Consider the following 20,800-nt stretch of genomic DNA (forward strand, 5'->3'; position numbering starts at 1 on the left):
CGATCGACTTGACCAATCGCCAACCTGTCAGTGATGTGTCCGAACAGGTGTCAGCCATGTCTCCCGACTAAACAGAAAGCGGGGCATCCAGTACGCCACGGCCTTCCGGTTCAATCACGACCGTCTCTGGAATACTGGATCGCCCGGTCTTCGCCGGGCGATGACACCTAATGTGTGACGGGCGTTTAACTACCCGCCGAACCGATCCTTCCACGCCGGCTGCGCGCCAGGGAACGGCAGCGCCGTCGCGCTGTACACGCCGCGCGCGATCGCGCGCGCGACAACGTTGGCGGCGACCGTGCCGAGCTCGGTGAGGCCGACCAGCGGCTCGATCGGCTTCTCACAGGTCGCAGCCGCAAACAGCACGTCGCCGTCGGTCGGGGCATGGACCGGATAGATGGCGCGGGCAAATCCGGTGTGCGCGATCATCGCCAGCCGCTTGGCCTGGGCCTTGGTCAGCGTGGCATCGGTGACGACGGCGCCGATCGTGGTGTTCTCGCGCGCGCTCGCGGCGGGGCCGCCCTTGATGCGCATCGCCAGCATGTCCGGCGTGAATTTGGCCGGCAGGCCGCGCCCGCCGAACTCGCCGTTGTCCTCGAACGGCGCCGCCCAGAACCACGGTCCCTCGCCGACGGTTGCGCTGCCAACCGCGTTGACGACAATGATGGCGGCGACCTTGATGCCGTTGGGCAGGACCGCCGAGGCCGAGCCGAGCCCGCCCTTGAAGGTCGCGGTGGTACAGCCAAGGCCCGCGCCGACGCTGCCCAGCGCGAAATCGTGGCGCGCGGCCACAGCTGCCGCGTAACCGAGATCGCGATAGGGCGCGAAGCGACCCCAGGCCTTGTCGCCGCCGTTGAGCAGGTCGAACACGATGGCGCCCGGCACGATCGGGATCACCGCCTCGCGAATCCGGAAGCCGCGGCCCTGTTCGGCAAGCCAGGCCTGGACGCCGCCGCCGGCCTCGATGCCAAAGGCGGAGCCGCCGGACAGTGCAATCGCATCGACGCGCTCGACCGTGCTGGCAAGGTCGAGCAGCGCATCCTCGCGCGTGCCGGGCCCGCCGCCGCGCACGTCGATCGCGGCGACCGCCGGGGCATCGAAGATGATCGCAGTCGTGCCGGAGGCTATTTTCGCATCCTCGGCATGGCCGACCCGGACGCCGGCGATATCGGTGAGCAGATTTTTCAAGGCCGGCACTCCATGCGCTTCAGGCATCAGCGATAGCGCACCGATGCCGCTCGCTCAACTCGCCAGCGCCGTCCTGAGCATCTTGGCAAGCTCGGATTTGCGGTAGGGCTTGGCCAGCAGCAGCACGCCGGAATCGAGCCGGCCGTGATGGACGATGGCGTTCTCGGTGTAGCCCGAGGTGAACAGCGTCTTCAGGTCGGGACGCCGCCGTACCGCCTCGTCCGCGAGCTGGCGGCCGTTCATGTGGCCGGGCATGATGATGTCGGTGAAGAGCAGGTCGATGCCCTTGTCGGCATCGATGATGGTGAGGGCTTCGGCCGCGTTGGCGGCTTCGAGCGCGGCATAGCCGAGGCTCTTGATCTGGGTCACGACATATTGGCGCACCAGGGCGTCGTCCTCGACGATCAGGATCTTCTCGTCGCCGCCGGCGATGGGCACGTTCTGCAGCGACTCGTACTCGGTCTCCTGCACGCCGCTCGAGCGCGGCAGGTAGATCTTCACGCTCGTGCCGTGGCCTTCCTCGCTGTAGATCTTGATGTGTCCGCCGGACTGCTTGACGAAGCCGAACACCATGCTGAGCCCGAGCCCGGTGCCCTTGCCGACCTCCTTGGTGGTGAAGAACGGGTCGAACACCCGCTCCATCAGGTCCGGTGGAATGCCGGTGCCGGTGTCGCTGACCGCGATCATCACGTAGCTGCCGGCGACGACGTCGGGATTCATGCTGGCATAGCCGTCGTCGAGGAAGATGTTGCGGGTCTCCAGCACCAGTGTGCCGCCGTCCGGCATGGCGTCGCGCGCGTTCAGGGCGAGATTGAGGATCGCGGTGGAAAGCTGGCCCGGGTCTACCAGCGCCGGCCAGGCATCCTCGGTGAGCTGCGGCATGATGGTGATCTGCTCGCCGAGGGTCGGGTGCAGCAGCTTGGCGGCCTCGAGCGCCAGCGCATTGACGTCGATCTCGCGCGGCTGGAGCGGCTGCTTGCGGGCAAAGGCGAGCAGGTGCTTGGTCAGTTGCGCGCCGCGTTCGGCGGCGTCGTCGATCAGCTTGGTGATGGCTGCGAGCTCGGGACGGTCGGCCACCGCATCCGCGAGGATGCCGATCGTGCCGGTGATGACGGTCAGCACGTTGTTGAAATCGTGCGCGACGCCGCCGGTCAGCTGGCCGATGGAGTCCATTTTCTGGACCTGCCTGAACTGGGCTTCTGCGGCCTGCTTCTCGGTGAGGTCGCGGCCGATGAAGAAATGGCGCTTCACCGGCTCCGACCAGGTCCCCATCCAGTTCAGCGTCACCTCGTGACCGTCGTAGTGGTAGTAGCGCGCCTCGAAGCTGCGCTTGACCGCGCCACGCCGCGCTGCGCGCATCTCGCTGCGGGTGTTGTCGAGGTCGTCGGGGTGAATGAACTCGATGGCGCTGTGCCCGATCATGTCCTCCGGCTTGTACCCGAGGATGTCCTTCACGCTCGGGCTGATCTGGATGAAATTGCCGTAACCGTCCGTCACGAGGATCAGGTCCTGTGAGGTCTCGAAGATGCGCTGGCGCTCCTCGATCTCGCGGTTGAGGGCGGATTCCGCCCGCTTCCGTTCGGTGATGTCGCGGGCGACCTTGGAGGCGCCGATGATCTTGCCGTCGGTCGATCGCAGCGGGACCTGGCTCAGCAGGACGTCGATCGGCTGGCCGTTCTTGTGCAGCCGCACGGTCTCGTACTGGTCGATGAGCTCGCCGTTGCGGGTGCGGGCCAGCATTTCGGCGACTTCCTCGCGCTGCCCCTCGGGCATGATGATATCGACCTGGCGGCCGATCGCCTCGCTGGCGGAGTAGCCGAAGACGCGCTCGGCCGCCTTGTTCCAGGACGTGATGGTGCCGTCGAGCGACTTCGTGATGATGGCGTCGTTGGAGGACTCGACGACGGCGCTGAACAGCCGCTCGCGCTCGGCATAATAGTTCCGCTCCGAGCTCGACTGCCGCTGCAGCGCGCCGACCATGCCGGCCGTGTTGGCCTGGAGACGCACGTTCTCGATCAGCAGCACCGCGAGCACGAAACTCGAGGCACCGAGGCCGTAGAGCCGGCCGGCATAGAAGCCGAGGTCGAAACGCGCGACGTTGACGATCGCCGACAGCGCGATGTCGAACAGCCAGGCACACATCGTGACCATGAGCCAGACGTCGATCACCGTGTGCGGCTTGCGAAACCAGAGCGTGACCAGCGCCGCGAAGCTCAGGGACCACACGAACGACACCACGCCGATCATGGTGGGGGTGTAGTGGCCGTCCTTGAGCAGGACCGGCAGCAGGCCGTGCTGCGCAGTCACCAGCCAGGCGAAGACGGTCAACGCGACGAACACGCCGGCGACGGAGAGCGCGATCGCGGGAGCCGTCGCGCCCGCAATCCTGTTGATGCCTTTGCCGTCCTTGAGCCAGGCATAGGCCAGCACGAACAGCGGGAAACCGCCGTGCCAGATCATGTAGAGCCAGACGGTGGTCTGCGAGCCTGCACCGAACAATCCGGCCGGGGCGAACAGCCCGGGGAAGGTGAGGGCGTGGGTCACCGCGGCGCCCGCCGTGAACAAATAGCCGGTCGACAGCAGCAGCAGCGCGCGGCTGCCCAGCACGGCGAACTGCGACAGCAGCAAGACGGCAGTGATGATGTCGATGACCGCGAGCGCCGACTGGTAGCTCGCCACGAAGGCCGGCACCTGTACGAGCGGCAAGCCCGCAAACGGTACCGCCAGTGCGAACAGGATTGCGGAGATGCCGACGATCGCCAACGCAGCCCTGCGATCGCTTCGCGTAGCCGGCAAGGTCGACAGGAATGTGCTTCGGTCGTTAGGCGCTAGCACGTCGATCTCTCGTAAGCCGGCATGATCACCTCCTACGTCAATCTCTTCCGGCCGGGAAGCGGCTACCTGCATGGTAGCCCGCTCCGGGCGCGCATCCTGACAGAAAGCGCATGCGACTCAACCGAAGGTTACAGCTTAATTAACTTGGAGTGGGACTTGGAACAGGTAACTGGTAAGAGGTGATTTACCGGGACAGACCCATACTGCCTTGCCGGGCACTTGCGGTGAATTGAACCAAATAATGATAGGTATCCGGGAGTTGTTCCCATGCGCCGTGTCCTCGTTGTCGACGACCAGAAGGAGGTCCGCGCCATGGTCGCGATCGTGCTTCGGGTCAACCGTTTTGACGTCGTCGAGGCCGAGAGCGGCGCAGCGGGCCTGAAAGCCTTCGGCGAGGGCGCTTTCGATGCCGCGATCGTCGATATTTTCCTGGCCGACACCAGCGGCGTCGACGTCATGGTGGCCATTCGCGAGCGAGTTCCCGGGTTTCCGATCGTCGCGGTCTCCGGCATGACCGCGCTGGATTTCATGGGCGAGGCGCCTGGTCTGCGCGACGTGGTATGCCTGCAAAAGCCATTTCGGCCGAACGATCTCCTGCAAGCGCTTCACAAGGCCCAGGCCGCGGCGGGCGGCGAGCTCTCCGCAGCCGTGTGACCGTATGGCGAAAGAAAACGCCCCGGCGAACCGGGGCGTTGGATTGATCTGATTAAAAGGTCAGGCATCCTGTCTCAGGTGCCGTTGCCCTTGATCTCGGCGTAGCCGCCCTTGGCGTCCCATTTGTAGACGACATAGTCGAGCTGCTTGATGTCGCCCTTGGCGTCATACTCGATCGGGCCGATCACGGTGTCCCACTTGCCGGCCTTGATCGCCGCCATGACCTTCTTGGCGTCCGTGGTGCCGGCCTTCTTGGCCGCCTGCGACCAGACCTGCATCGCCGCGTAGGTGTAGAGCGTATAGCCCTCGGGATCGATGTTCTTGGCCTTGAAGGCGTCGACGATCTTCTTCGCGGTCGGCTTGTTGCGCGGATCGGGGCCGAAGGTGAACAGCGTGCCTTCGCCGGCCGGACCGGTGATGGAGGCGTACTCCTTGTCGGCGAGCGCATCGCCGGCCATCAGGATCGTCTTGAGGCCCTGGTCACGCATCTGGCGCAGGATCAGGCCGCTCTCCTGATGGTAGCCGCCGACATAGACGAGGTCGATGTTGTCGCGCTTCAGGCGCGAGACGATCGCGTTGAAGTCCTTGTCGCCCTTGTTATAGGACTCGTACATCTTCTCGGTGATGCCGGCCTTGTTGAGCGCCTTCTTGGTCTCGTCGGCGAGACCCTTGCCGTAGGTGGTCTTGTCGTTGAGGATCGCGATGTTCTTGCCCTTGTAGTTCTTGGCGATGTACTGCGCCGCGACCAGGCCCTGCTGGTCGTCACGGCCGCAGACGCGCGCCACGTTCCAGAGTCCGCTGTCGGTGAACTTCGGATTGGTCGAGGCGGGGGTAATCTGGAGCACGTTGCCGTCGGCATAGGCTTCGGAGGCGGGGATCGACGACGATGAGCAATAGTGCCCGGCCACGAACGGGATTTTCGCGCCGGCGATCTTTTCGGCGATCGAGCGCGCCTGCTTCGGGTCGCAGGCGTCGTCCTCGACGTTGAGCGCGAGCTTCTTGCCGTTGACGCCGCCGGCGGCGTTGATGTCAGCCACGGCCATCTCGGCGCCGTTCTTCATCTGGCGGCCGAAGGCGGACTCTCCGCCGGTCATCGGGCCTGCGACTGCGACGGTGACATCCTGCGCGAAAGCCGCGCTCGATAGCGCGATCGACGCGCCGAATGCCAGACCGATGAGCTTCAGTGATTTCATGAGATACCTCGCGGGTGGTCGACTGTGGAAGTTGCCGGGTACGCCCGGTCCAAACCGGCGCCATTCTTGAATGAATCTCGGGAGAAGTCACCGGCAAAATACGGGCATTGGCGGAGATATCTCGCCACATTCGGCCGCACGGGCTCCGCCGTCGGGCAACCTCAGCCGTGCCGGCCGCCTTCCAGGTAGGCGGCGCGAATCTCGGGGCGCTGCAACAACTCGGCGCCGGTCCCGGCCAGCGTGATCAGGCCGTTGACCATGACGTAACCGCGATGGGCGAGCTTCAGCGCATGGTTGGCGTTCTGCTCGACGATCAGGACCGTCAGGCCGTCCTGGCGGTTCAGGGTGCGGATCGCATCGAAAATCTGGCGCGCGATCAGCGGCGCCAGCCCGAGCGAGGGCTCGTCGAGCAGAAGCAGGCGGGGGCGGCTCATCAGGGCGCGGCCGATTGCCAGCATCTGCTGCTCGCCGCCGGACAGCGTTCCGCCGCGCTGGGCGTAGCGCTCCTTCAGCCGCGGGAACAGCGTGAACACGCGTTGCAGCGTGGCCTCGCGTTCTGCGTCGGTGCAGCCGGTGGCATCCGCCCCCATCTGGAGGTTTTCCGCCACGCTCATGCGCGGGAAGATGCGGCGGCCTTCCGGCGATTGCGCGATGCGCAAATGGGCGATCTCATGGGTGGGAACGTCGGTGATGTCGCGGCCTTCGTACAGGATCTGGCCGGCGCGGGCGCGCGGCTTGCCGAAGATCGTCATCATCAGCGTCGACTTGCCGGCGCCGTTGGCGCCGATCAGCGCGACGATCTCGCCGGCGCTGATCTCGACATCGACGCCCTTTAGCGCCTCGATCTTGCCGTAGGCGGCGCGCAGGCCCCGGATCGACAGCAGGGGAGCGGACGACGTCACGACCCGCTCTCCATCACGGCCACGGCCTCTTCCTCGTCGGTGCCGAGATAGGCGGCGATCACCTTGGGATCGTCGCGGATTTCGCGCGGAGAGCCTTCCGCGATCTTGACGCCATGGTCCATCACCACGATGTGGTCGGAGATCTCCATCACGACCGACATGTCGTGCTCGATCAGCAGGATCGAGGTGCCGAGCTCGTTGCGGATCGAGAGAAGGAGCTCGCTCAAAGCTGCGCTCTCGCGCGCGTTGAGACCCGCGGCGGGCTCGTCCAGGCACAAAAGCGCGGGCTCGGTGCACATCGCGCGCGCAATCTCGAGCCGGCGCTGGTCGCCATAGGCAAAATTGCCGGCGGCATCGTCGGCGCGGTCGAGCAAATTGACCCGCTTCAGCCAGTCGGTGGCGAGGTCGATCGCGCGCTTTTCGGCGTCGCGGTAGCCGGGCGCGCCGATGAGGCCGAGAAAGGTGAAGCCGGAGGCGCGCATCAACGCGTTGTGCTGCGCCACCATCAGGTTTTCCAGCGCGGTCATGCCGGGAAACAGGCGGATGTTCTGGAAGGTGCGCGCGACCTTGGCCTGCTTGGCGATGCGGAAATCGTTCAGCCGCTCCAGCGCAATCACCTTGCCGTCGTCATGGGTGAGGCGAATGGCGCCGCCGCTCGGCTTGTAGAAGCCGGTGATGCAATTGAACACGGTGGTCTTGCCGGCGCCGTTCGGTCCGATCAGCGCGGTGATCTTCTTCCGCTCGGCCGCGAACGACAGGTCTTGCACGGCGACGATGCCACCGAAGCGCATGGTCAGCCGGTCCACACCGAGAATCTTGTCGCCGCTCATCCGTGCCCTTCCTTGACGAGGTCGGAGGAGATCGCCTGCGCCTTGGTCAGATACACGGTCGGCGCGCGATGGCCGATCAGGCCGCGCGGCCGCCAGATCATGATCAGCACCATCGCCATGCCGAACACCAGCATGCGGTAGGTCTCGAGGCTGCGGAACAGTTCGAAGCCGCCGATCATGGCGAGCGCGGCGAGCGCGACGCCGAGCTGCGAGCCCATGCCGCCGAGCACGACGATGGCGAGCACCAGCGCCGATTCCTGGAAGGTGAAGGATTCCGGGCTGATGAAGCCTTGGCGCGTCGCGAAGAACGCACCGGCAAAGCCGCCGAACATGGCGCCGGTCGCGAACGCCGTGAGCTTGGTGGTCGTGGTGTTGATGCCGAGCGCGCGGCAGGCGACCTCGTCCTCGCGCAAGGCCTCCCAGGCGCGGCCGATCGGCAGGCGGCGCAGCCGGATCGTCACCCAGTTGGTGAGCAGCGCGAGCGCCAGGATCAGATAGAACAGGAAGACGATGCGGTGGGTCGGCGAATATTCGATGCCGAGCCTGGCGGCGAGCCCGTTGTCGCTGTTGTCCAGCGGGATGCCGAAGAACGAGGGGCGGGGAATGCTGGAGACGCCGTTGGGGCCACCGGTGAGGCTCTGCCAGTTGATGATGACGAGGCGGATGATCTCGCCGAAGGCGAGCGTCACGATGGCGAGATAGTCGCCGCGCAGGCGCAGCACGGGGAAGCCGAGCAGCACGCCCCAGAACGCGGCGAGGATGCCGGCAAGCGGCAGGCAGACCCAGAACGACCAGCCGAAATTGGTGGCAAGCAGCGCGTAGGAATAGGCGCCCACCGCGTAGAAGGCGACGTAGCCGAGATCGAGCAGGCCGGCGAGCCCGACCACGACGTTCAGCCCCCAACCCAGCATCACATAGGTGAGCACGAGGATCGCGAGGTCGAGGATGTAGCGCTGGTCATAGAAGATCACGGGCACAAGCACCGTGAAGATCAGGAGCGCGGGCGCCAGGTAGCGGCCGACGAACGACATTCCGCTCCGCACCGCCGGCGGCACCAGCTTCTCGGCGCCGGTCGGACCGATCCATTGCCTGAGCAGCCCGAGCACGATCGAGCCGCCGAACACGGCGGCAACGAGGGAGGCGACCTCGCCGAAGCGTGTCCAATAGGTGAGCTGGCCGTCGGAACCCGCTTCGGTGCGGACGCCGACCATCAACGAGAACAGCACCAGCGCGATCAGGGCGTTGACGAAGGCCGTCTTCAGCAGAGCGGGGATGTCCGTTGCAGGTTTGGCCGTATTGCTCGAGAGAACTGTCACGCGGCGACCGTCAGACTTTTTCGACTTCGGGACGGCCGAGCAGGCCGGTCGGCATGAAGATCAGCACGACGATCAGGATCGAGAACGCCGCGACGTCCTTGTACTCGACCGAGAAATAGGCCGACCAGAACGTCTCGATCAGGCCGATCGCGAGACCGCCCAGCATGGCGCCAGGCAGCGAGCCGATGCCGCCGAGCACGGCCGCGGTGAACGCCTTGATGCCGGCGACGAAGCCCATGAAGAAATCCACCAGGCCGTAATAGAGCAGGTACATCAGGCCCGCGACCGCGGCGAGCGCGGCGCCGATCACGAAGGTCATGGAGATGGTGCGGTCGACGTTGACGCCGAGCAGCGCCGCCATGGTCTGGTCCTGCTCGCAGGCCCGCATGTCGCGCCCGAGCCGGGTGCGCGACACCAGCCAGGTGAAGATCCCAAGCAGCACGATGGTGGTGAGGACCACCATGATCTGGATGTTGGAGAGCTGGATCACAAAACCGTCCGCGCTTTCGTGCAGCGTATAGCCGCCGGTGATAAAGGGCGGGATCGGCTTGACGCGGGCGCCCTGCGCCACCTGCGAGTAATTCGTCAGCACGAAGGACATGCCGATCGCCGACAGCATCGGGGCGAGGCGGAAGGAATGGCGCAGGGGCCGGTAGGCGATGCGCTCGATGGTCCAGCCATAGAGCGCGGTGATCGCCATCGCGACCAGCAGCACCACCAGCAGGATCACCGGGATCGCAGTAAGGCCGAGCGAGACCAGGATCAGGAAGGTGATCAGGGCGATGAAGCCGCCGATCATGAAGACATCGCCATGGGCGAAATTGATCATGCCGACGATGCCGTAGACCATCGTATAGCCGATGGCGATCAGGCCGTAGATCGAGCCCAGAACGAGACCGTTGATGAGCTGCTGGGCGAAATAATCCATGGGCTGCCGTTACCACCTGACGCGGCTCAAAGGGAGCTCTTCGAGAGAGAGTTTCTGCGAATTTCTTCTCGGGCCCCGGCAGCCCCTAAGCATTCTTCCCGTTTTGTAACAGGAGGGAACTGGCGGCTGCAACTGGCCATGCCTCGGCACAAAGGCTTGTACAGTGGTCATTTCATTACGGACGTCATTTCGGTTCCGCAGGTGCGAGGAACCGGGTTCCGCAAAGCAACCAAACTGAATCCCGGCCGTTGTCTCTCCTCTGAGGTCCAACAAGGGAGTTCCCCCGAATGTCGAAACAGCAAGATCAGAATCCGGGCCAGCAGACTCAGAACCCCGGCCAGAAACCCGGGCAGCAGCAGGGTGGCGGCCAGAAACCCGGACAGCAGCAGCAGGATCCGCAGCGCCAGGGCGAGAAGCCCGGCCAGCAACAGGGCGGCCAGCACGGCCAGGACAAGTAGTTTCGGAGCCCAGACGTGAAGAGGGCCCCGCCGGGAGGCGGGGCCCTTTTTCCTTGGGCGCGCCGCCCGGCGGGCCAGTTAAGGTAAACAAAGGGTTTAAATTGCCGCCATGGTCTGATGCGAGTTAGCTCCCCGGCAAAGCCTTCCCATGGAAGGCGCGCAGCGAGCGAAGCGGGAAGCGGCATGTTCAGGAATTGGCGGATCGGTTCGGTCAACGGCGCCCTGCTGGCGGCCTATTTCATCCCGGCCTGGACGCTTGTGGCCTTCAACATCATGGTGGCACCGGTGCACGGCCTCTACGAGCGGCCGAGTGTCGCGGTGGCGCTGTTCCTCAGCGACCATCTTCAGATGGCGGGGATGAGCACGGTGCGTGCCGCCTGGCTGCTGGCGCTGGGCCGGCTGACGGTGGTGGCGTTCTTTGCCATCTATCTCACGCTTCTGTGCATTCCCCGCGTCCGCAAGAATGGCGGCAGCGACGAGGCGCTCGGCATTGCGCTTGGGATCGGCAGCCTCATCTCGTTTACGAGCATGTTGATGGCCTCGAAGGTCGGCGAGCTGGCCGCGCTCCGGCTGCATGCCACCGAGCTCCTGCTGCTGCTCGGCGCTGCCATCGTGGTGGTGATCGAACGGCCCGCGCCGGCGCCCAGGATCGTCCAGAACACCGTCGAGACCGTCGCGCCGCTAGCTCTTGAGCAGGCCGAGCTCCTGCACAATCGCTGAGGCTTCCTTGACGGCGTGGTTCGCCGCCGGCACGCCGCAATAGATCGCCTGCTGAAGCAGGATTTCCTTGATGTCGTCGGGGGTGAAGCCGCCCTCGGCGAGCGCCGCGCGCACATGCAGGCGGAATTCGTCCCACTGCCCCAGCGCGACCATGGTGCCGATCACGAGCACGCGCCGCGTGCGCTCGTCGAAATGCGGCCGCGTCCAGATATCGCCCCAGGCGTAGCGCGTGATCATGTCCTGGAAGTCGGTGTTGAAGGCATTGCGGCCCGCGATCGACTTGTCGACCCAGGCATTGCCCAAAACCTTCCGGCGCACGTTCATGCCGGCATCGCGGCGCTTCTGGTCGTTCATTGTGTTTCCTCCTCTTCGTCATTGCGAGGAGCGTAGCGACGAAGCAATCCAGAATGTCACCGCGGAGGGATTTCTGGATTGCTTCGCTGCGCTCGCAATGACGGTTGCGGTTAGCGCTGCGTCAAGAAGCCCACCACCGCGTCGGTGAACGCGTGCGGCTGCTCGACATTGGAAATGTGCGCGGCGTCGATGATGGTCATGCTGGCGCCGGGAATGTTGGAGCGGATCAATTCGCCCGCCGAGATCGGCGTCGCCATGTCGTGGCGGCCCGCGATCACCAGCGTCGGGCTCCTGATCTTGGCGAGCATCTCGCGCTGATCGAGCGTCGACAGCGCCACGCAGCAGGCGAGATAGCCCTCGACGGGGGAAGCCAGCAGCATCGACTTCATCTTCGCCGTGATCTCAGGCTCGCGCTCGCGGAAATCCTGGGTCAGCCAGCCAGCGATCACGGCATCGGCGACCGCGGCGATGCCGCCCTTCTTCACCGCGTCGATGCGCTCCAGCCATTTGGTCGGCTCGGCGTAGTAGCAGGAGGTGTTGGCGAGGATGAGCTTGCCGAAGCGCTCCGGCGCATTGGCCCCTAGCCACTGCCCGACCATGCCGCCCATCGACAGGCCGCACCAATGCACCTTCTCGATGTTGAGGTCGTCGAGGATCGCCAGCACGTCGCGGCCGAAGCGCTCCATCGTATAGGGGCCGGGCGGAACGTTGGACTTGCCGTGGCCGCGGCGGTCGTAGCGGATGACGCGGAACACCTGCGTCAACGCCTTCATCTGCGGCTCCCACATCTGCAACGTGCAGCCGAGCGAATTGGACAGCATCAGCGTCGGTCCGCCGTCGCGGCCCTCGACGGAGACGTTGATCAGGCAACCGTCGGCATCGATCATGGGCATGCTGGGCGTCTCCGTTCTGGAGCATGATCCGGAAAAGTGTGGAGCGGTTTTCCGAAAAAGATCATGCTCAAACAATTAATCGCGCTCGAGGCTGTCGAGCAGCCGGTCGATCAGGGCTTGGGAAGCCCCTTGATAGGCCATCGGCTCGAACAATGCCGCAATTTTTTCCGGTGCGAGATGCGCCGTGACCTGCGAATCGGCCGCGAGAACCTCGCGCAAATGCTTCTTCTCCGCGACCGCGCGCTTGCTCGCGGCCTCGACCAGATGATGCGCATCGCTCTTGCCGATCTTGTCGGCCAGCGCAAACGTGACCGCTTCCGCCATGATGAGCCCATGCGTCGTATCGAGATTGCTGCGCATGCGCGCGGCATCGACGTCAAGGCCCTCCGCGATGTCGACGATGGCGGCGAGCGCGCCCGAGGCGACCAGCATCAATTGCGGCAACGTCGGCCATTCCGCGTGCCAGGGGCCGGCGCTGCGCTCGTGGTCTTGCACCTGGGCTGCAAAAATCGTCGCGGCGAGTTGCGGCGCCATGGTCGCGCAACCCAGCGCGCTCGCGGCCGCGACCGGGTTGCGCTTGTGCGGCATGGTCGAGGAGCCGCCGCGGCCTTCGCCGGCAGGCTCGAACGCTTCGCCAACATCGGTCTGCATCATCAGCGAGACGTCGCGCGCGATCTTGCCGCAGCTTCCGGCGAGAATCGCAAGGCATGATGCGGCTTCCGCGATCCGGTCGCGATGGGTGTGCCAGGGCGCCTCCGGCAGCGGCAGGTTGAGCTCCTGCGCCAATCGCTCTGCAACGACGAGCCCTTTGTCGCCGAGGGCCGCGAGCGTGCCGGCCGCGCCGCCGAATTGCAGCGCAAGGCCCTCGCGGGAGAGCCGCCGCAGGCGGCAGCGGGCGCGGGCAAGGCTCGATGCGTATTCTGCGGCCTTCAGGCCGAATGGCATCGGCAGCGCGTGCTGGAGCCAGGTCCGCGCCACCATGGCGGTGTTGCGATGGCTCCGTGCCAGGGCGGCAAAGCCCTTGATGGCGCGGCTGAGATCGGCATCGAGTGCATCGATGCCGGCGCGAAGCGTGAGCATGGTCGCGGTGTCGATGACATCCTGGCTCGTCGCGCCCCAATGGACGTAGCGGGCGGCCTCCGCATCGGCCTTGCCGACATTGGCCGTGAGCGCCTTGACCAGGGGAATCGCGAGATTGCCGGATCGCGTCGCGGCCTCGCCCAGGGCGGCCATGTCAAAGCTATCAGCCTTGCACGCGGCTTCGATCGGGCCCACCGCGGATGCGGGAATCACATCCGTGGCGGCCTCGGCGCGTGCCAGGGCTGCCTCGAAATCGAGCATGTTCTGGAGGGTCGACCGGTCGTCGCAGACCGCGCGCATGGCTGGGCTCGACAGCATCGGCGCGAGCAGGGGGGAGAGGGCTGTGCTCATGTTGCGCGGGACCTAATCACCATGCTCCGGCTCTGCCAATCCCAAACCGTCAGCGCGCAGCTTTTTGCAGTTGCGAATATGCATTGCACGTGGCCGGGGGCTGCCCTTTCCTTTGCGGCCTCCGTGCGTTACTTGAGCAGTATTATAGTGAAGCATCCGGGAGGCACCCCATGGCCATGACGATGAACGGCGAAGTCCAGCTTGCGGCGCCGCGCGAGGCCGTGTGGGAGAAGCTCAACAATCCCGAGGTGCTGAAGGCCTGCATCCCCGGCTGCGAGGAGCTGGAGAAGACCGACGACGGCGGCTTTCGCGCGACGGCGAAAATGAAGGTCGGGCCGGTGTCGGCGCGCTTCAAGGGCAAGGTCACGCTCTCCGATCTCGACCCGCCGAACGGCTACAAGATCTCCGGCGAAGGCGAGGGCGGGGTCGCCGGCTTCGCCAAGGGCGGCGCCGTGGTCAAGCTCGCGGAGAAGGACGGCGGTACGCTGCTCGCCTACGAGGTCGAGGCGCAGATCGGCGGCAAGTTGGCGCAGCTCGGCCAGCGCCTCATCAACGGCACCGCCAAGAAACTGGCCGACGAATTTTTCGCAAACTTCGCCAAGGCGGTACAGGGCTAGCTGTACAGGACTGAAGGCTATCGCCTTTCGGCATGGCGCCTTGCGTCCGGGGCGATGTTGCCCCCGGGCATAATGGCCCATATGATAGGTTGGAATAATTATAAGAACCGCTTCGACGGGACCCGTCGGGGCGCTGATAGAGAGTGCTTATGGCAAAAATCTCCCTCATCGTGAACGGCAATCCTGTCACGGCCAACGTCGATCCCCGCACCCTGCTGGTGCAGTTCTTGCGCGAGAATCTGCGCCTGACCGGCACCCATGTCGGCTGCGACACCTCGCAGTGCGGCGCCTGTGTCGTGCATCTCGACGGCAAGGCCGTGAAGGCCTGCACCACGCTGGCCGTGATGGCCGACGGCCACGAGGTCAAGACGATCGAGGGACTGGCCGCCGACGGCGCGCCGCTGCATCCGATGCAGGAGGCCTTCCGCGAGCACCATGGCCTGCAGTGCGGCTTCTGCACGCCCGGCATGATCATGACGGCGATCGACATCGTCCATCGCAAGGGCCACGAGCTCGACGACCACACCATCCGCGAGGAGCTGGAAGGCAATCTCTGCCGTTGCACCGGCTACCAGAACATCGTCGCTTCGATCTCCGCCGGCGCCAAGGCGATGGCGAAATCCGATCTCGCCTAACCGCGCGCGCATTCTGCGATCAGGACATTCAGATGTACGAATTCAAATACCATCGCCCTGGGACCGTTCGCCAGGCGGCCAACCTCCTGGTGAAGAACGAAGACGCCAAGGTGATCGCCGGCGGCCATACGCTGATTCCCGTCATGAAGCAGCGTCTCGCCAGCCCCCCGCATCTGGTCGACCTCTCCCACATCGAGGGGCTCAACACGATCGAGATGAAGGGCCGCGCACTCGTGATCGGCGCCACCGCCAGGCATGCCGAGGTCGCGAGCTCCGCGATCGTCGGTGAGGCGATCCCGGCGCTGGCCAATCTTGCCAGCCAGATCGGCGACCCGGCCGTGCGCCACAAGGGCACGATCGGCGGCTCGCTCGCCAACAACGATCCGACCGCGGACTATCCGGCCGCGGTGCTCGCGCTCGGCGCCACCATCGTCACCAACAAGCGCCGTCTCAAGGCGGAAGAGTATTTCCAGGGCCTGTTCACGACGGCGCTCGAAGCCGACGAGATCATCACCAAGGTGATGTTCCCGCTGCCGAAGAAGGCGGCCTACATCAAGTTCCGCAATCAGGCTTCGCGCTATGCGCTGGTCGGCGTGTTCGTGGCGCGGCGTCCTTCGGACGTGCGCGTCGCCGTCACCGGTGCCGGCTCCGAAGGCGTGTTCCGCGTCACCGCGTTCGAGGAAGCCCTGAAGAAGCGCTTCGCCGCGAAGGCGCTCGACGGCATCGAGGTGCCGGCGGAAGGCCTCAACAGCGACATCCACGGCAGCGCCGAATACCGTGCGCATCTCATCGGGGTGCTGACGCGACGCGCCCTCGATGCCGCCAACGCCAAGGAGTGAGTGAACCTCACGCCTCGGCCCAAACTTGTCCCCGGTGAGGGCGTAGCGAGACTGGCTTTTTCATGACTCTCACGGCCATGCCGGCATCGGTCGATGCGATGCTCGAACTTTTGACTTCGCGCGGTTATCTCGCGGAGCGATCGCTGGCGACGGTGACCTATCTGTCGCTACGCATGGGCCGGCCGCTGTTCCTTGAGGGCGAAGCCGGCGTCGGCAAGACCGAGATCGCAAAGGTGCTGTCGGCGGCGCTGGGACGGAAGCTGATCCGCCTGCAGTGCTACGAGGGCCTCGACGTGTCGTCCGCGGTCTACGAGTGGAACAGCGCCGCGCAGATGATCGCGATCCGAATGGCGGAAGCCGCCGGCGACACCGACCGCGATCAACTCTCGTCCGACATCTTCGCCGACCGCTACATGATCAAGCGGCCGTTGCTCCAGGCGCTGGAGCCCGACGTTGCGGGACCGCCAGTGCTGCTGATCGACGAGCTCGACCGCGCCGACGAGGCGTTCGAGGCGTACCTGCTCGAAATCCTCAGCGACTTCCAGGTGACCATCCCTGAGTTCGGCACCGTGAAGGCGCCGCATCCGCCGATCGTCATCATCACCTCCAACCGCACCCGCGAGATCCACGATGCGCTGAAGCGGCGCTGTCTCTATCACTGGGTCGACTATCCCGAAGCCGAGCGCGAGCTCGCGATCGTCAAGACGCGCGTGCCCGGCATCTCGGCGAAGCTGTCGCAGCAGGTCGTGCGTTTCGTCCAGGCGCTGCGCAACCAGGATTTCTACAAGTCGCCTGGCGTCGCCGAGACCATCGACTGGGCCACCGCGCTGTCGGAGCTCGACGCCCGCTCGCTGACTCCGCAAGTGGTCGGCGACACGCTGGGGGCGCTGCTCAAGTACCAGGACGATATCACCCGGATGCAGGGCGATACCTTGCAGAAGGTCCTGAAGGAAGCGACGAGCGAGAATTGATTTTCCCGTCATTCCGGGGCGCGCGTCAGCGCGAGCCCGGAATCCATCGGGCCGCAGAGTTAGTGGATGAATGGATTCCGGGCTCGCGACTTCGTCGCGCCCCGGAATGACGGCTGAGAGTGTGGACCCATGACTATCAACCACCTTGCGCCCGACCAGACCGAGCAGTTCGCCGACAACATCGTCGGCTTCGCCCGCGCGTTGCGTGCAGCCAGCATGCCGGTCGGGCCGGGCGCCGTCATCGATGCCATGAGCGCGCTCCAGGTGATCGACATCGGCAACCGCGCCGACGTCTTCACCACACTGGAGGCGATCTTCGTCAAGCGCCACGAGCATGCGCTGATCTTCAGGCAGGCCTTCAACCTGTTCTTCCGGGCCTCGGAAGAGTGGAAGCACATGCTGGATTCGGTGCCGTTGCCGGAGCAGGCCAAGAAGAAGCCGCAGGCCGGCTCCCGCCGCGTGCAGGAGGCGATGTCGCAGCCGCGGATGACGGAGACGCCGCAGCACCAGGAGCAGGATTTGCGCCTGTCGGTCTCCGACAAGGAGATCCTTCAGAAGAAGGATTTTGCGCAGATGAGCGCGGCTGAGATCACCGAAGCGCTCCGCGCCGTCGAGCGGATGCGGCTGCCGCAGGCCGAGCTTCTGACGCGCCGGCACCGGCCCGATGCTCGCGGGCTTCGTCTCGATTTGCGCCGTACGCTGCGTGCGTCCTTGCGTACCGGCGGTGACATCATCGACATCCATCGCCTCGGGCGCATCGAGAAGCCGGCGCCGATCGTAGCCCTGCTCGATATCTCGGGTTCGATGAGCGAGTACACCCGCCTGTTCCTGCATTTCCTGCATGCCATCGGGGACGCGCGAAAGCGCGTCTCGGTGTTCCTGTTCGGCACCCGGCTGACCAACGTCACCCGGGCGCTGCGCCAGCGCGACCCGGATGAGGCGCTGGCGAGCTGCTCGGCCTCGGTCGAGGACTGGGCCGGCGGCACCCGGATTTCGGCCTCGCTGCACAACTTCAACAAATTGTGGGCACGGCGCGTGCTGAGCCAGGGCGCCATCGTGCTGCTGATCTCCGACGGGTTGGAGCGGGAGGCCGATTCCAGGCTCGCCTTCGAGATGGACCGGCTGCACCGGTCCTGCCGGCGACTGATCTGGCTCAACCCGCTTCTGCGGTTCGGCGGCTTCGAGGCCAAGGCGCAGGGCATCAAAATGATGCTTCCGCACGTTGACGAATTCCGCCCGGTACATAATTTGAGTTCGATCCAGGAGCTGATCACGACGCTCTCCCGGCCGCTGCCGCCGCATCACCGCAGCCTGATCCGTTCCGCAGCTTGAGAGGTTAAGCCATGCTCGATCGCGACGAGGATATTCTGAAGGCGGCGGAGGATTGGCAGAAGGCCGGCCGCGGCGTCGCGCTGGCCACCGTTGTCGAGACCTGGGGCTCGGCGCCGCGCCCGGCGGGCTCGAGCCTCGTCATCAACGATGAGGGCACGTTTCTGGGGTCGGTCTCCGGCGGCTGCGTCGAGGGCGCCGTGGTCACCGAGGCCATGGACGTGATCCAGAGTGGCAAGCCCAGGATGCTGGAGTTCGGCGTTGCCGATGAGACGGCCTGGAATGTCGGGCTGTCCTGCGGCGGCACCATCCGCGTCTTCGTCGAGAAGGTCGGCTAGCCGTGAAGCTCGCAATCCTGCACGAACTCAATGCCGAGCGCGCCGCGCGCCGGCCGGTGATCCTGGTGACCGACACCGAGAGCGGCGAGCAGCGCCTGGTGAAGGCTGCGGATTTTGCAAAAGACCCGCTACGTGCCGAACTGGACAAGCAGCTTCGCATGGGCAAGAGCGCCAGTGTCGAAGCCGGCGGCAAAAAGCTGTTCCTCAACGTCTATGCTCCGACCGCAAAGCTCGTCATCGTCGGCGCGGTCCATATCAGCCAGGCCTTGGCGCCGTTGGCGCGCTCGCTCGGCTATGACGTCACCGTGGTCGATCCCCGCACGGCGTTTGCGAGCGCGGAGCGCTTCCCTGACATTCCCCTGGTCGCCGAATGGCCCGACACGGCGCTGCCGCCGCTCAATGTCGATGCCTACACGGCTTTCGTCGCGGTGACGCACGATCCGAAGATCGACGATCCCGCGCTGCTGCACGCCTTCGAGCGCAACTGCTTCTATATCGGCGCGCTCGGCTCGCGGAAGACGCATGCCAAGCGCGGCGACCGGCTGCGCGCGCAGGGCGCGAAGGACAGCGACATCGCGCGCATCCACGCGCCCATTGGGCTTGCGATCGGCGCGGTCTCGCCGTCCGAGATCGCGGTGTCGATCATGGCCGAGATCACGGCGGTGCTCCGCCTGCCACCAAAAGAAAAAGAAGAAGCGGCATGAAGTTCGGACCGGCGAGCCCCAAGGATGCGATCGGCGGGGTGACCGTCCACACCCTGCGCCAGGGTCCGCTGGTGCTGAAGAAAGGTACGACGATCGGCCCGGCCGAGGTCGAGGCGCTGACGCGCGCCGGCATCAAGGACGTCGTGGTGGTGCGCATGGAGGAGGGCGACGTCTCCGAGGACGTCGCCGCCGCCAGCATCGCGCTGGCGGTCGGCGGCGAGGGCATTCATGTCGAGCGCGCCTTCACCGGCCGCGCCAATCTGTTCGCCGCAAGCCCGGGCGTGCTGGTGATCGACCGCGCCGCGGTCGACCGCATCAACAACATCGACGAGGCCATCACCTTTGCGACGCTCTCCGCCTACAAGCCGGTGGTCGAGGGCGAGATGGTCGGCACCGTCAAGATCATCCCGTTCGGCGTCGAAGGCAATTTGCGCGATGCCGCGGTGAAGGAGGCGGGCAGGGACGCGCTGAAGATCGCGCCCTACGTCATCAAGCGCGTCGGCGTGGTGTCGACGCTGCTGCCGGGCCTCTCGTCGAAGGTGATCGACAAGACGCTGCGCGTCACCGCCGAGCGGCTCGCGCCGGCCGGCGCCAGCATCATTGCCGAGCGGCGCGTGCAACATGAGGAACGGGCGCTGTCGGCCGCGATCAAGGAATTGCTCGGCCTCGGCGCCGAGCTCGTCATCGTGTTCGGGGCGTCCGCGATCGCCGACCGCCGCGACGTGATTCCGGCGGCCGTCACCGGGATCGGCGGCGAGATCGAGCATTTCGGCATGCCGGTCGATCCCGGCAATCTGCTGCTGATCGCGCGGGCCGGCGGGGTGCCGGTGCTGGGCGCGCCGGGCTGCGCACGCTCGCCGGTCGAGAACGGTTTCGACTGGGTGCTGATGCGGCTGCTCGCCGGCATCAAAGTGACGCGTTCCGAGTTGATGGGCATGGGCGTCGGCGGCCTCCTGATGGAGATCGTCACGCGGCCGCAGCCGCGCGCAGAACCCGCGATCGAGGGCAACAGCCGGGTCGCGGCCATCGTGCTCGCGGCGGGCCGTTCGACCCGGATGGGCGGACCGAACAAGCTGCTCGCTGAGCTCGACGGCAAGAAGCTGGTGCGGATCGCGACCGAGCAGGCGCTGGCCTCCAGGGCCTCCGAGGTGATCGTCGTCACCGGCCATCAGACCGAGCTGGTCGAGCAGGCGCTGCAAGGCTTGAAGGTGAAATTCGTCCGCAACCCGGATTTCGTCGGCGGCATTGCGAGCTCGGTCAAGGCCGGCATCGCGGCGGTACCTGAGGCCTGCGACGGCGCCGTGGTTTGTCTCGGCGACATGCCGCTGATCGATGCCGGCCTGATCGATCGCCTCATCGACGGCTTTGCGCCGGACCGTGGCAACCTCATCGTCGTGCCCGTCAGCGAGGGCCGCCGCGGCAATCCCGTGCTGTGGTCGCGCCGTTTCTTCAAGGAGTTGATGACGCTCGACGGCGACGTCGGCGCGCGCCATCTGATCGCCAAGCACACCGAAGCGGTGGCCGAAGTCCCCGTGGATGGCGAGAGCGCCTTCCTCGACATCGACACGCCGCAGGCGCTGGAAGCGGCGCGACGGGGATGACTGTGCCGTGATGCCGTAGGGTGGGTTAGCCTTGCGGCTGCGCGAAGCGCAGGCGCCGGGCGTA

21 protein-coding genes are annotated in these 20,800 nt (G+C 65.6%); 11 read left to right on the plus strand and 10 right to left on the minus strand.

What is annotated here, in order from left to right; translation table 11 throughout:
* Positions 1–189: 189 nt before the first annotated feature.
* Positions 190–1,188: a P1 family peptidase gene (locus tag AC5ZFO_RS40445; protein ID WP_282523142.1), complete on the minus strand. Its 999-nt coding sequence runs from the start codon at positions 1,186–1,188 to the stop codon at positions 190–192.
* 54 nt (positions 1,189–1,242) lie between these two features.
* Positions 1,243–4,095: a PAS domain S-box protein gene (locus AC5ZFO_RS40450; protein WP_496123618.1), complete on the minus strand. Its 2,853-nt coding sequence runs from the start codon at positions 4,093–4,095 to the stop codon at positions 1,243–1,245.
* A gap of 195 nt (positions 4,096–4,290) precedes the next feature.
* Here AC5ZFO_RS40450 and AC5ZFO_RS40455 point away from each other — a divergent pair, with 195 nt between their 5' ends.
* On the plus strand, positions 4,291–4,677 hold the full coding sequence (locus AC5ZFO_RS40455; RefSeq protein ID WP_282523144.1) for a response regulator: 387 nt from the start codon (positions 4,291–4,293) through the stop codon (positions 4,675–4,677).
* 74 nt (positions 4,678–4,751) lie between these two features.
* On the opposite strand, the gene AC5ZFO_RS40460 is transcribed toward AC5ZFO_RS40455, so the two are convergent.
* From AC5ZFO_RS40460 to AC5ZFO_RS40480, 5 genes are all read right to left on the minus strand, one after another.
* Complete coding sequence (locus AC5ZFO_RS40460; RefSeq protein ID WP_028147453.1) at positions 4,752–5,870, minus strand: branched-chain amino acid ABC transporter substrate-binding protein; 1,119 nt, start codon at positions 5,868–5,870, stop codon at positions 4,752–4,754.
* A 161-nt stretch (positions 5,871–6,031) separates the two neighbouring features.
* Entirely contained in the window at positions 6,032–6,772 is a 741-nt protein-coding gene (locus tag AC5ZFO_RS40465; protein WP_014494184.1) for an ABC transporter ATP-binding protein, read from the minus strand.
* Positions 6,769–7,602, minus strand: a complete 834-nt coding sequence (locus tag AC5ZFO_RS40470) for an ABC transporter ATP-binding protein (RefSeq protein WP_282523145.1) — start codon at positions 7,600–7,602, stop codon at positions 6,769–6,771. The genes AC5ZFO_RS40465 and AC5ZFO_RS40470 overlap by 4 nt, the downstream gene beginning before the upstream one ends.
* Positions 7,599–8,918 carry a high-affinity branched-chain amino acid ABC transporter permease LivM gene (livM, locus tag AC5ZFO_RS40475; protein WP_282523146.1) on the minus strand — a complete coding sequence of 440 codons (1,320 nt, stop codon included), beginning with the start codon at positions 8,916–8,918 and terminating at the stop codon, positions 7,599–7,601. Before livM ends, AC5ZFO_RS40470 begins: the two co-directional genes overlap by 4 nt.
* 10 nt (positions 8,919–8,928) lie before the next feature.
* The gene (locus tag AC5ZFO_RS40480) at positions 8,929–9,846 is read right to left on the minus strand and encodes an ABC transporter permease subunit (protein ID WP_282523147.1); all 918 of its coding nucleotides are present in this window, start codon (positions 9,844–9,846) and stop codon (positions 8,929–8,931) included.
* A 287-nt stretch (positions 9,847–10,133) separates the two neighbouring features.
* On the opposite strand from AC5ZFO_RS40480, the gene AC5ZFO_RS40485 reads away from it, so the two are divergent.
* Together AC5ZFO_RS40485 and AC5ZFO_RS40490 are read left to right on the plus strand one after the other, a co-directional pair.
* A complete protein-coding gene (locus AC5ZFO_RS40485; protein WP_208087590.1) occupies positions 10,134–10,304 on the plus strand; it encodes a hypothetical protein in 171 nt (56 codons plus the stop codon).
* 183 nt (positions 10,305–10,487) lie between these two features.
* On the plus strand, positions 10,488–11,024 hold the full coding sequence (locus AC5ZFO_RS40490) for a hypothetical protein (protein WP_282523148.1): 537 nt from the start codon (positions 10,488–10,490) through the stop codon (positions 11,022–11,024).
* On the opposite strand, the gene AC5ZFO_RS40495 is transcribed toward AC5ZFO_RS40490, so the two are convergent.
* The 3 genes from AC5ZFO_RS40495 to AC5ZFO_RS40505 form a co-directional block, all read right to left on the minus strand.
* Positions 10,986–11,378 (minus strand): carboxymuconolactone decarboxylase family protein, encoded by a 393-nt coding sequence (locus tag AC5ZFO_RS40495; protein ID WP_282523149.1) that lies wholly within the window; start codon positions 11,376–11,378, stop codon positions 10,986–10,988. The two genes, AC5ZFO_RS40490 and AC5ZFO_RS40495, sit on opposite strands and share 39 nt — an antisense overlap.
* A 110-nt stretch (positions 11,379–11,488) precedes the next feature.
* The gene (gene pcaD / locus AC5ZFO_RS40500) at positions 11,489–12,271 is read right to left on the minus strand and encodes a 3-oxoadipate enol-lactonase (protein ID WP_282523150.1); all 783 of its coding nucleotides are present in this window, start codon (positions 12,269–12,271) and stop codon (positions 11,489–11,491) included.
* Positions 12,272–12,346: 75 nt separating this feature from the next.
* Entirely contained in the window at positions 12,347–13,702 is a 1,356-nt protein-coding gene (locus AC5ZFO_RS40505) for a 3-carboxy-cis,cis-muconate cycloisomerase (RefSeq protein WP_282523151.1), read from the minus strand.
* 170 nt (positions 13,703–13,872) lie between these two features.
* On the opposite strand from AC5ZFO_RS40505, the gene AC5ZFO_RS40510 reads away from it, so the two are divergent.
* The 8 genes from AC5ZFO_RS40510 to AC5ZFO_RS40545 all read left to right on the plus strand — a co-directional run bounded on the left by AC5ZFO_RS40510 (position 13,873) and on the right by AC5ZFO_RS40545 (position 20,736).
* Positions 13,873–14,319: an SRPBCC family protein gene (locus tag AC5ZFO_RS40510; RefSeq protein WP_282523152.1), complete on the plus strand. Its 447-nt coding sequence runs from the start codon at positions 13,873–13,875 to the stop codon at positions 14,317–14,319.
* A 149-nt stretch (positions 14,320–14,468) separates the two neighbouring features.
* Positions 14,469–14,954: a (2Fe-2S)-binding protein gene (locus AC5ZFO_RS40515; protein WP_282523153.1), complete on the plus strand. Its 486-nt coding sequence runs from the start codon at positions 14,469–14,471 to the stop codon at positions 14,952–14,954.
* Between the two features lie 32 nt (positions 14,955–14,986).
* Positions 14,987–15,793, plus strand: a complete 807-nt coding sequence (locus AC5ZFO_RS40520) for an FAD binding domain-containing protein (protein WP_014494195.1) — start codon at positions 14,987–14,989, stop codon at positions 15,791–15,793.
* 62 nt (positions 15,794–15,855) lie between these two features.
* Positions 15,856–16,764, plus strand: coding sequence for an AAA family ATPase (locus AC5ZFO_RS40525; RefSeq protein ID WP_028158471.1), 909 nt, complete (start codon positions 15,856–15,858; stop codon positions 16,762–16,764).
* 129 nt (positions 16,765–16,893) lie between these two features.
* Positions 16,894–18,096, plus strand: coding sequence for a vWA domain-containing protein (locus tag AC5ZFO_RS40530; protein ID WP_282523154.1), 1,203 nt, complete (start codon positions 16,894–16,896; stop codon positions 18,094–18,096).
* 11 nt (positions 18,097–18,107) lie between these two features.
* Complete coding sequence (locus AC5ZFO_RS40535) at positions 18,108–18,431, plus strand: XdhC family protein (RefSeq protein WP_007602422.1); 324 nt, start codon at positions 18,108–18,110, stop codon at positions 18,429–18,431.
* Positions 18,432–18,433: 2 nt separating this feature from the next.
* A complete protein-coding gene (locus AC5ZFO_RS40540; RefSeq protein ID WP_282523155.1) occupies positions 18,434–19,135 on the plus strand; it encodes an XdhC family protein in 702 nt (233 codons plus the stop codon).
* Positions 19,132–20,736, plus strand: coding sequence for an NTP transferase domain-containing protein (locus AC5ZFO_RS40545; protein ID WP_282523156.1), 1,605 nt, complete (start codon positions 19,132–19,134; stop codon positions 20,734–20,736). The genes AC5ZFO_RS40540 and AC5ZFO_RS40545 overlap by 4 nt, the downstream gene beginning before the upstream one ends.
* Positions 20,737–20,800: the final 64 nt, after the last annotated feature.

The organism is Bradyrhizobium sp. Unk1, from assembly GCF_059512345.1.

Coding starts and splice junctions, on each gene's coding strand:
- AC5ZFO_RS40450 (WP_496123618.1), bottom strand. CDS start 4,095: ATGCAGGTAGCCGCTTCCCGGCCGGAAGAGATTGACGTAGGAGGTGAT.
- AC5ZFO_RS40455 (WP_282523144.1), top strand. CDS start 4,291: ATGCGCCGTGTCCTCGTTGTCGACGACCAGAAGGAGGTCCGCGCCATG.
- AC5ZFO_RS40460 (WP_028147453.1), bottom strand. CDS start 5,870: ATGAAATCACTGAAGCTCATCGGTCTGGCATTCGGCGCGTCGATCGCG.
- AC5ZFO_RS40470 (WP_282523145.1), bottom strand. CDS start 7,602: ATGAGCGGCGACAAGATTCTCGGTGTGGACCGGCTGACCATGCGCTTC.
- AC5ZFO_RS40480 (WP_282523147.1), bottom strand. CDS start 9,846: ATGGATTATTTCGCCCAGCAGCTCATCAACGGTCTCGTTCTGGGCTCG.
- AC5ZFO_RS40485 (WP_208087590.1), top strand. CDS start 10,134: ATGTCGAAACAGCAAGATCAGAATCCGGGCCAGCAGACTCAGAACCCC.
- AC5ZFO_RS40490 (WP_282523148.1), top strand. CDS start 10,488: ATGTTCAGGAATTGGCGGATCGGTTCGGTCAACGGCGCCCTGCTGGCG.
- AC5ZFO_RS40495 (WP_282523149.1), bottom strand. CDS start 11,378: ATGAACGACCAGAAGCGCCGCGATGCCGGCATGAACGTGCGCCGGAAG.
- pcaD (WP_282523150.1), bottom strand. CDS start 12,271: ATGCCCATGATCGATGCCGACGGTTGCCTGATCAACGTCTCCGTCGAG.
- AC5ZFO_RS40505 (WP_282523151.1), bottom strand. CDS start 13,702: ATGAGCACAGCCCTCTCCCCCCTGCTCGCGCCGATGCTGTCGAGCCCA.
- AC5ZFO_RS40510 (WP_282523152.1), top strand. CDS start 13,873: ATGGCCATGACGATGAACGGCGAAGTCCAGCTTGCGGCGCCGCGCGAG.
- AC5ZFO_RS40515 (WP_282523153.1), top strand. CDS start 14,469: ATGGCAAAAATCTCCCTCATCGTGAACGGCAATCCTGTCACGGCCAAC.
- AC5ZFO_RS40520 (WP_014494195.1), top strand. CDS start 14,987: ATGTACGAATTCAAATACCATCGCCCTGGGACCGTTCGCCAGGCGGCC.
- AC5ZFO_RS40525 (WP_028158471.1), top strand. CDS start 15,856: ATGACTCTCACGGCCATGCCGGCATCGGTCGATGCGATGCTCGAACTT.
- AC5ZFO_RS40530 (WP_282523154.1), top strand. CDS start 16,894: ATGACTATCAACCACCTTGCGCCCGACCAGACCGAGCAGTTCGCCGAC.
- AC5ZFO_RS40535 (WP_007602422.1), top strand. CDS start 18,108: ATGCTCGATCGCGACGAGGATATTCTGAAGGCGGCGGAGGATTGGCAG.
- AC5ZFO_RS40545 (WP_282523156.1), top strand. CDS start 19,132: ATGAAGTTCGGACCGGCGAGCCCCAAGGATGCGATCGGCGGGGTGACC.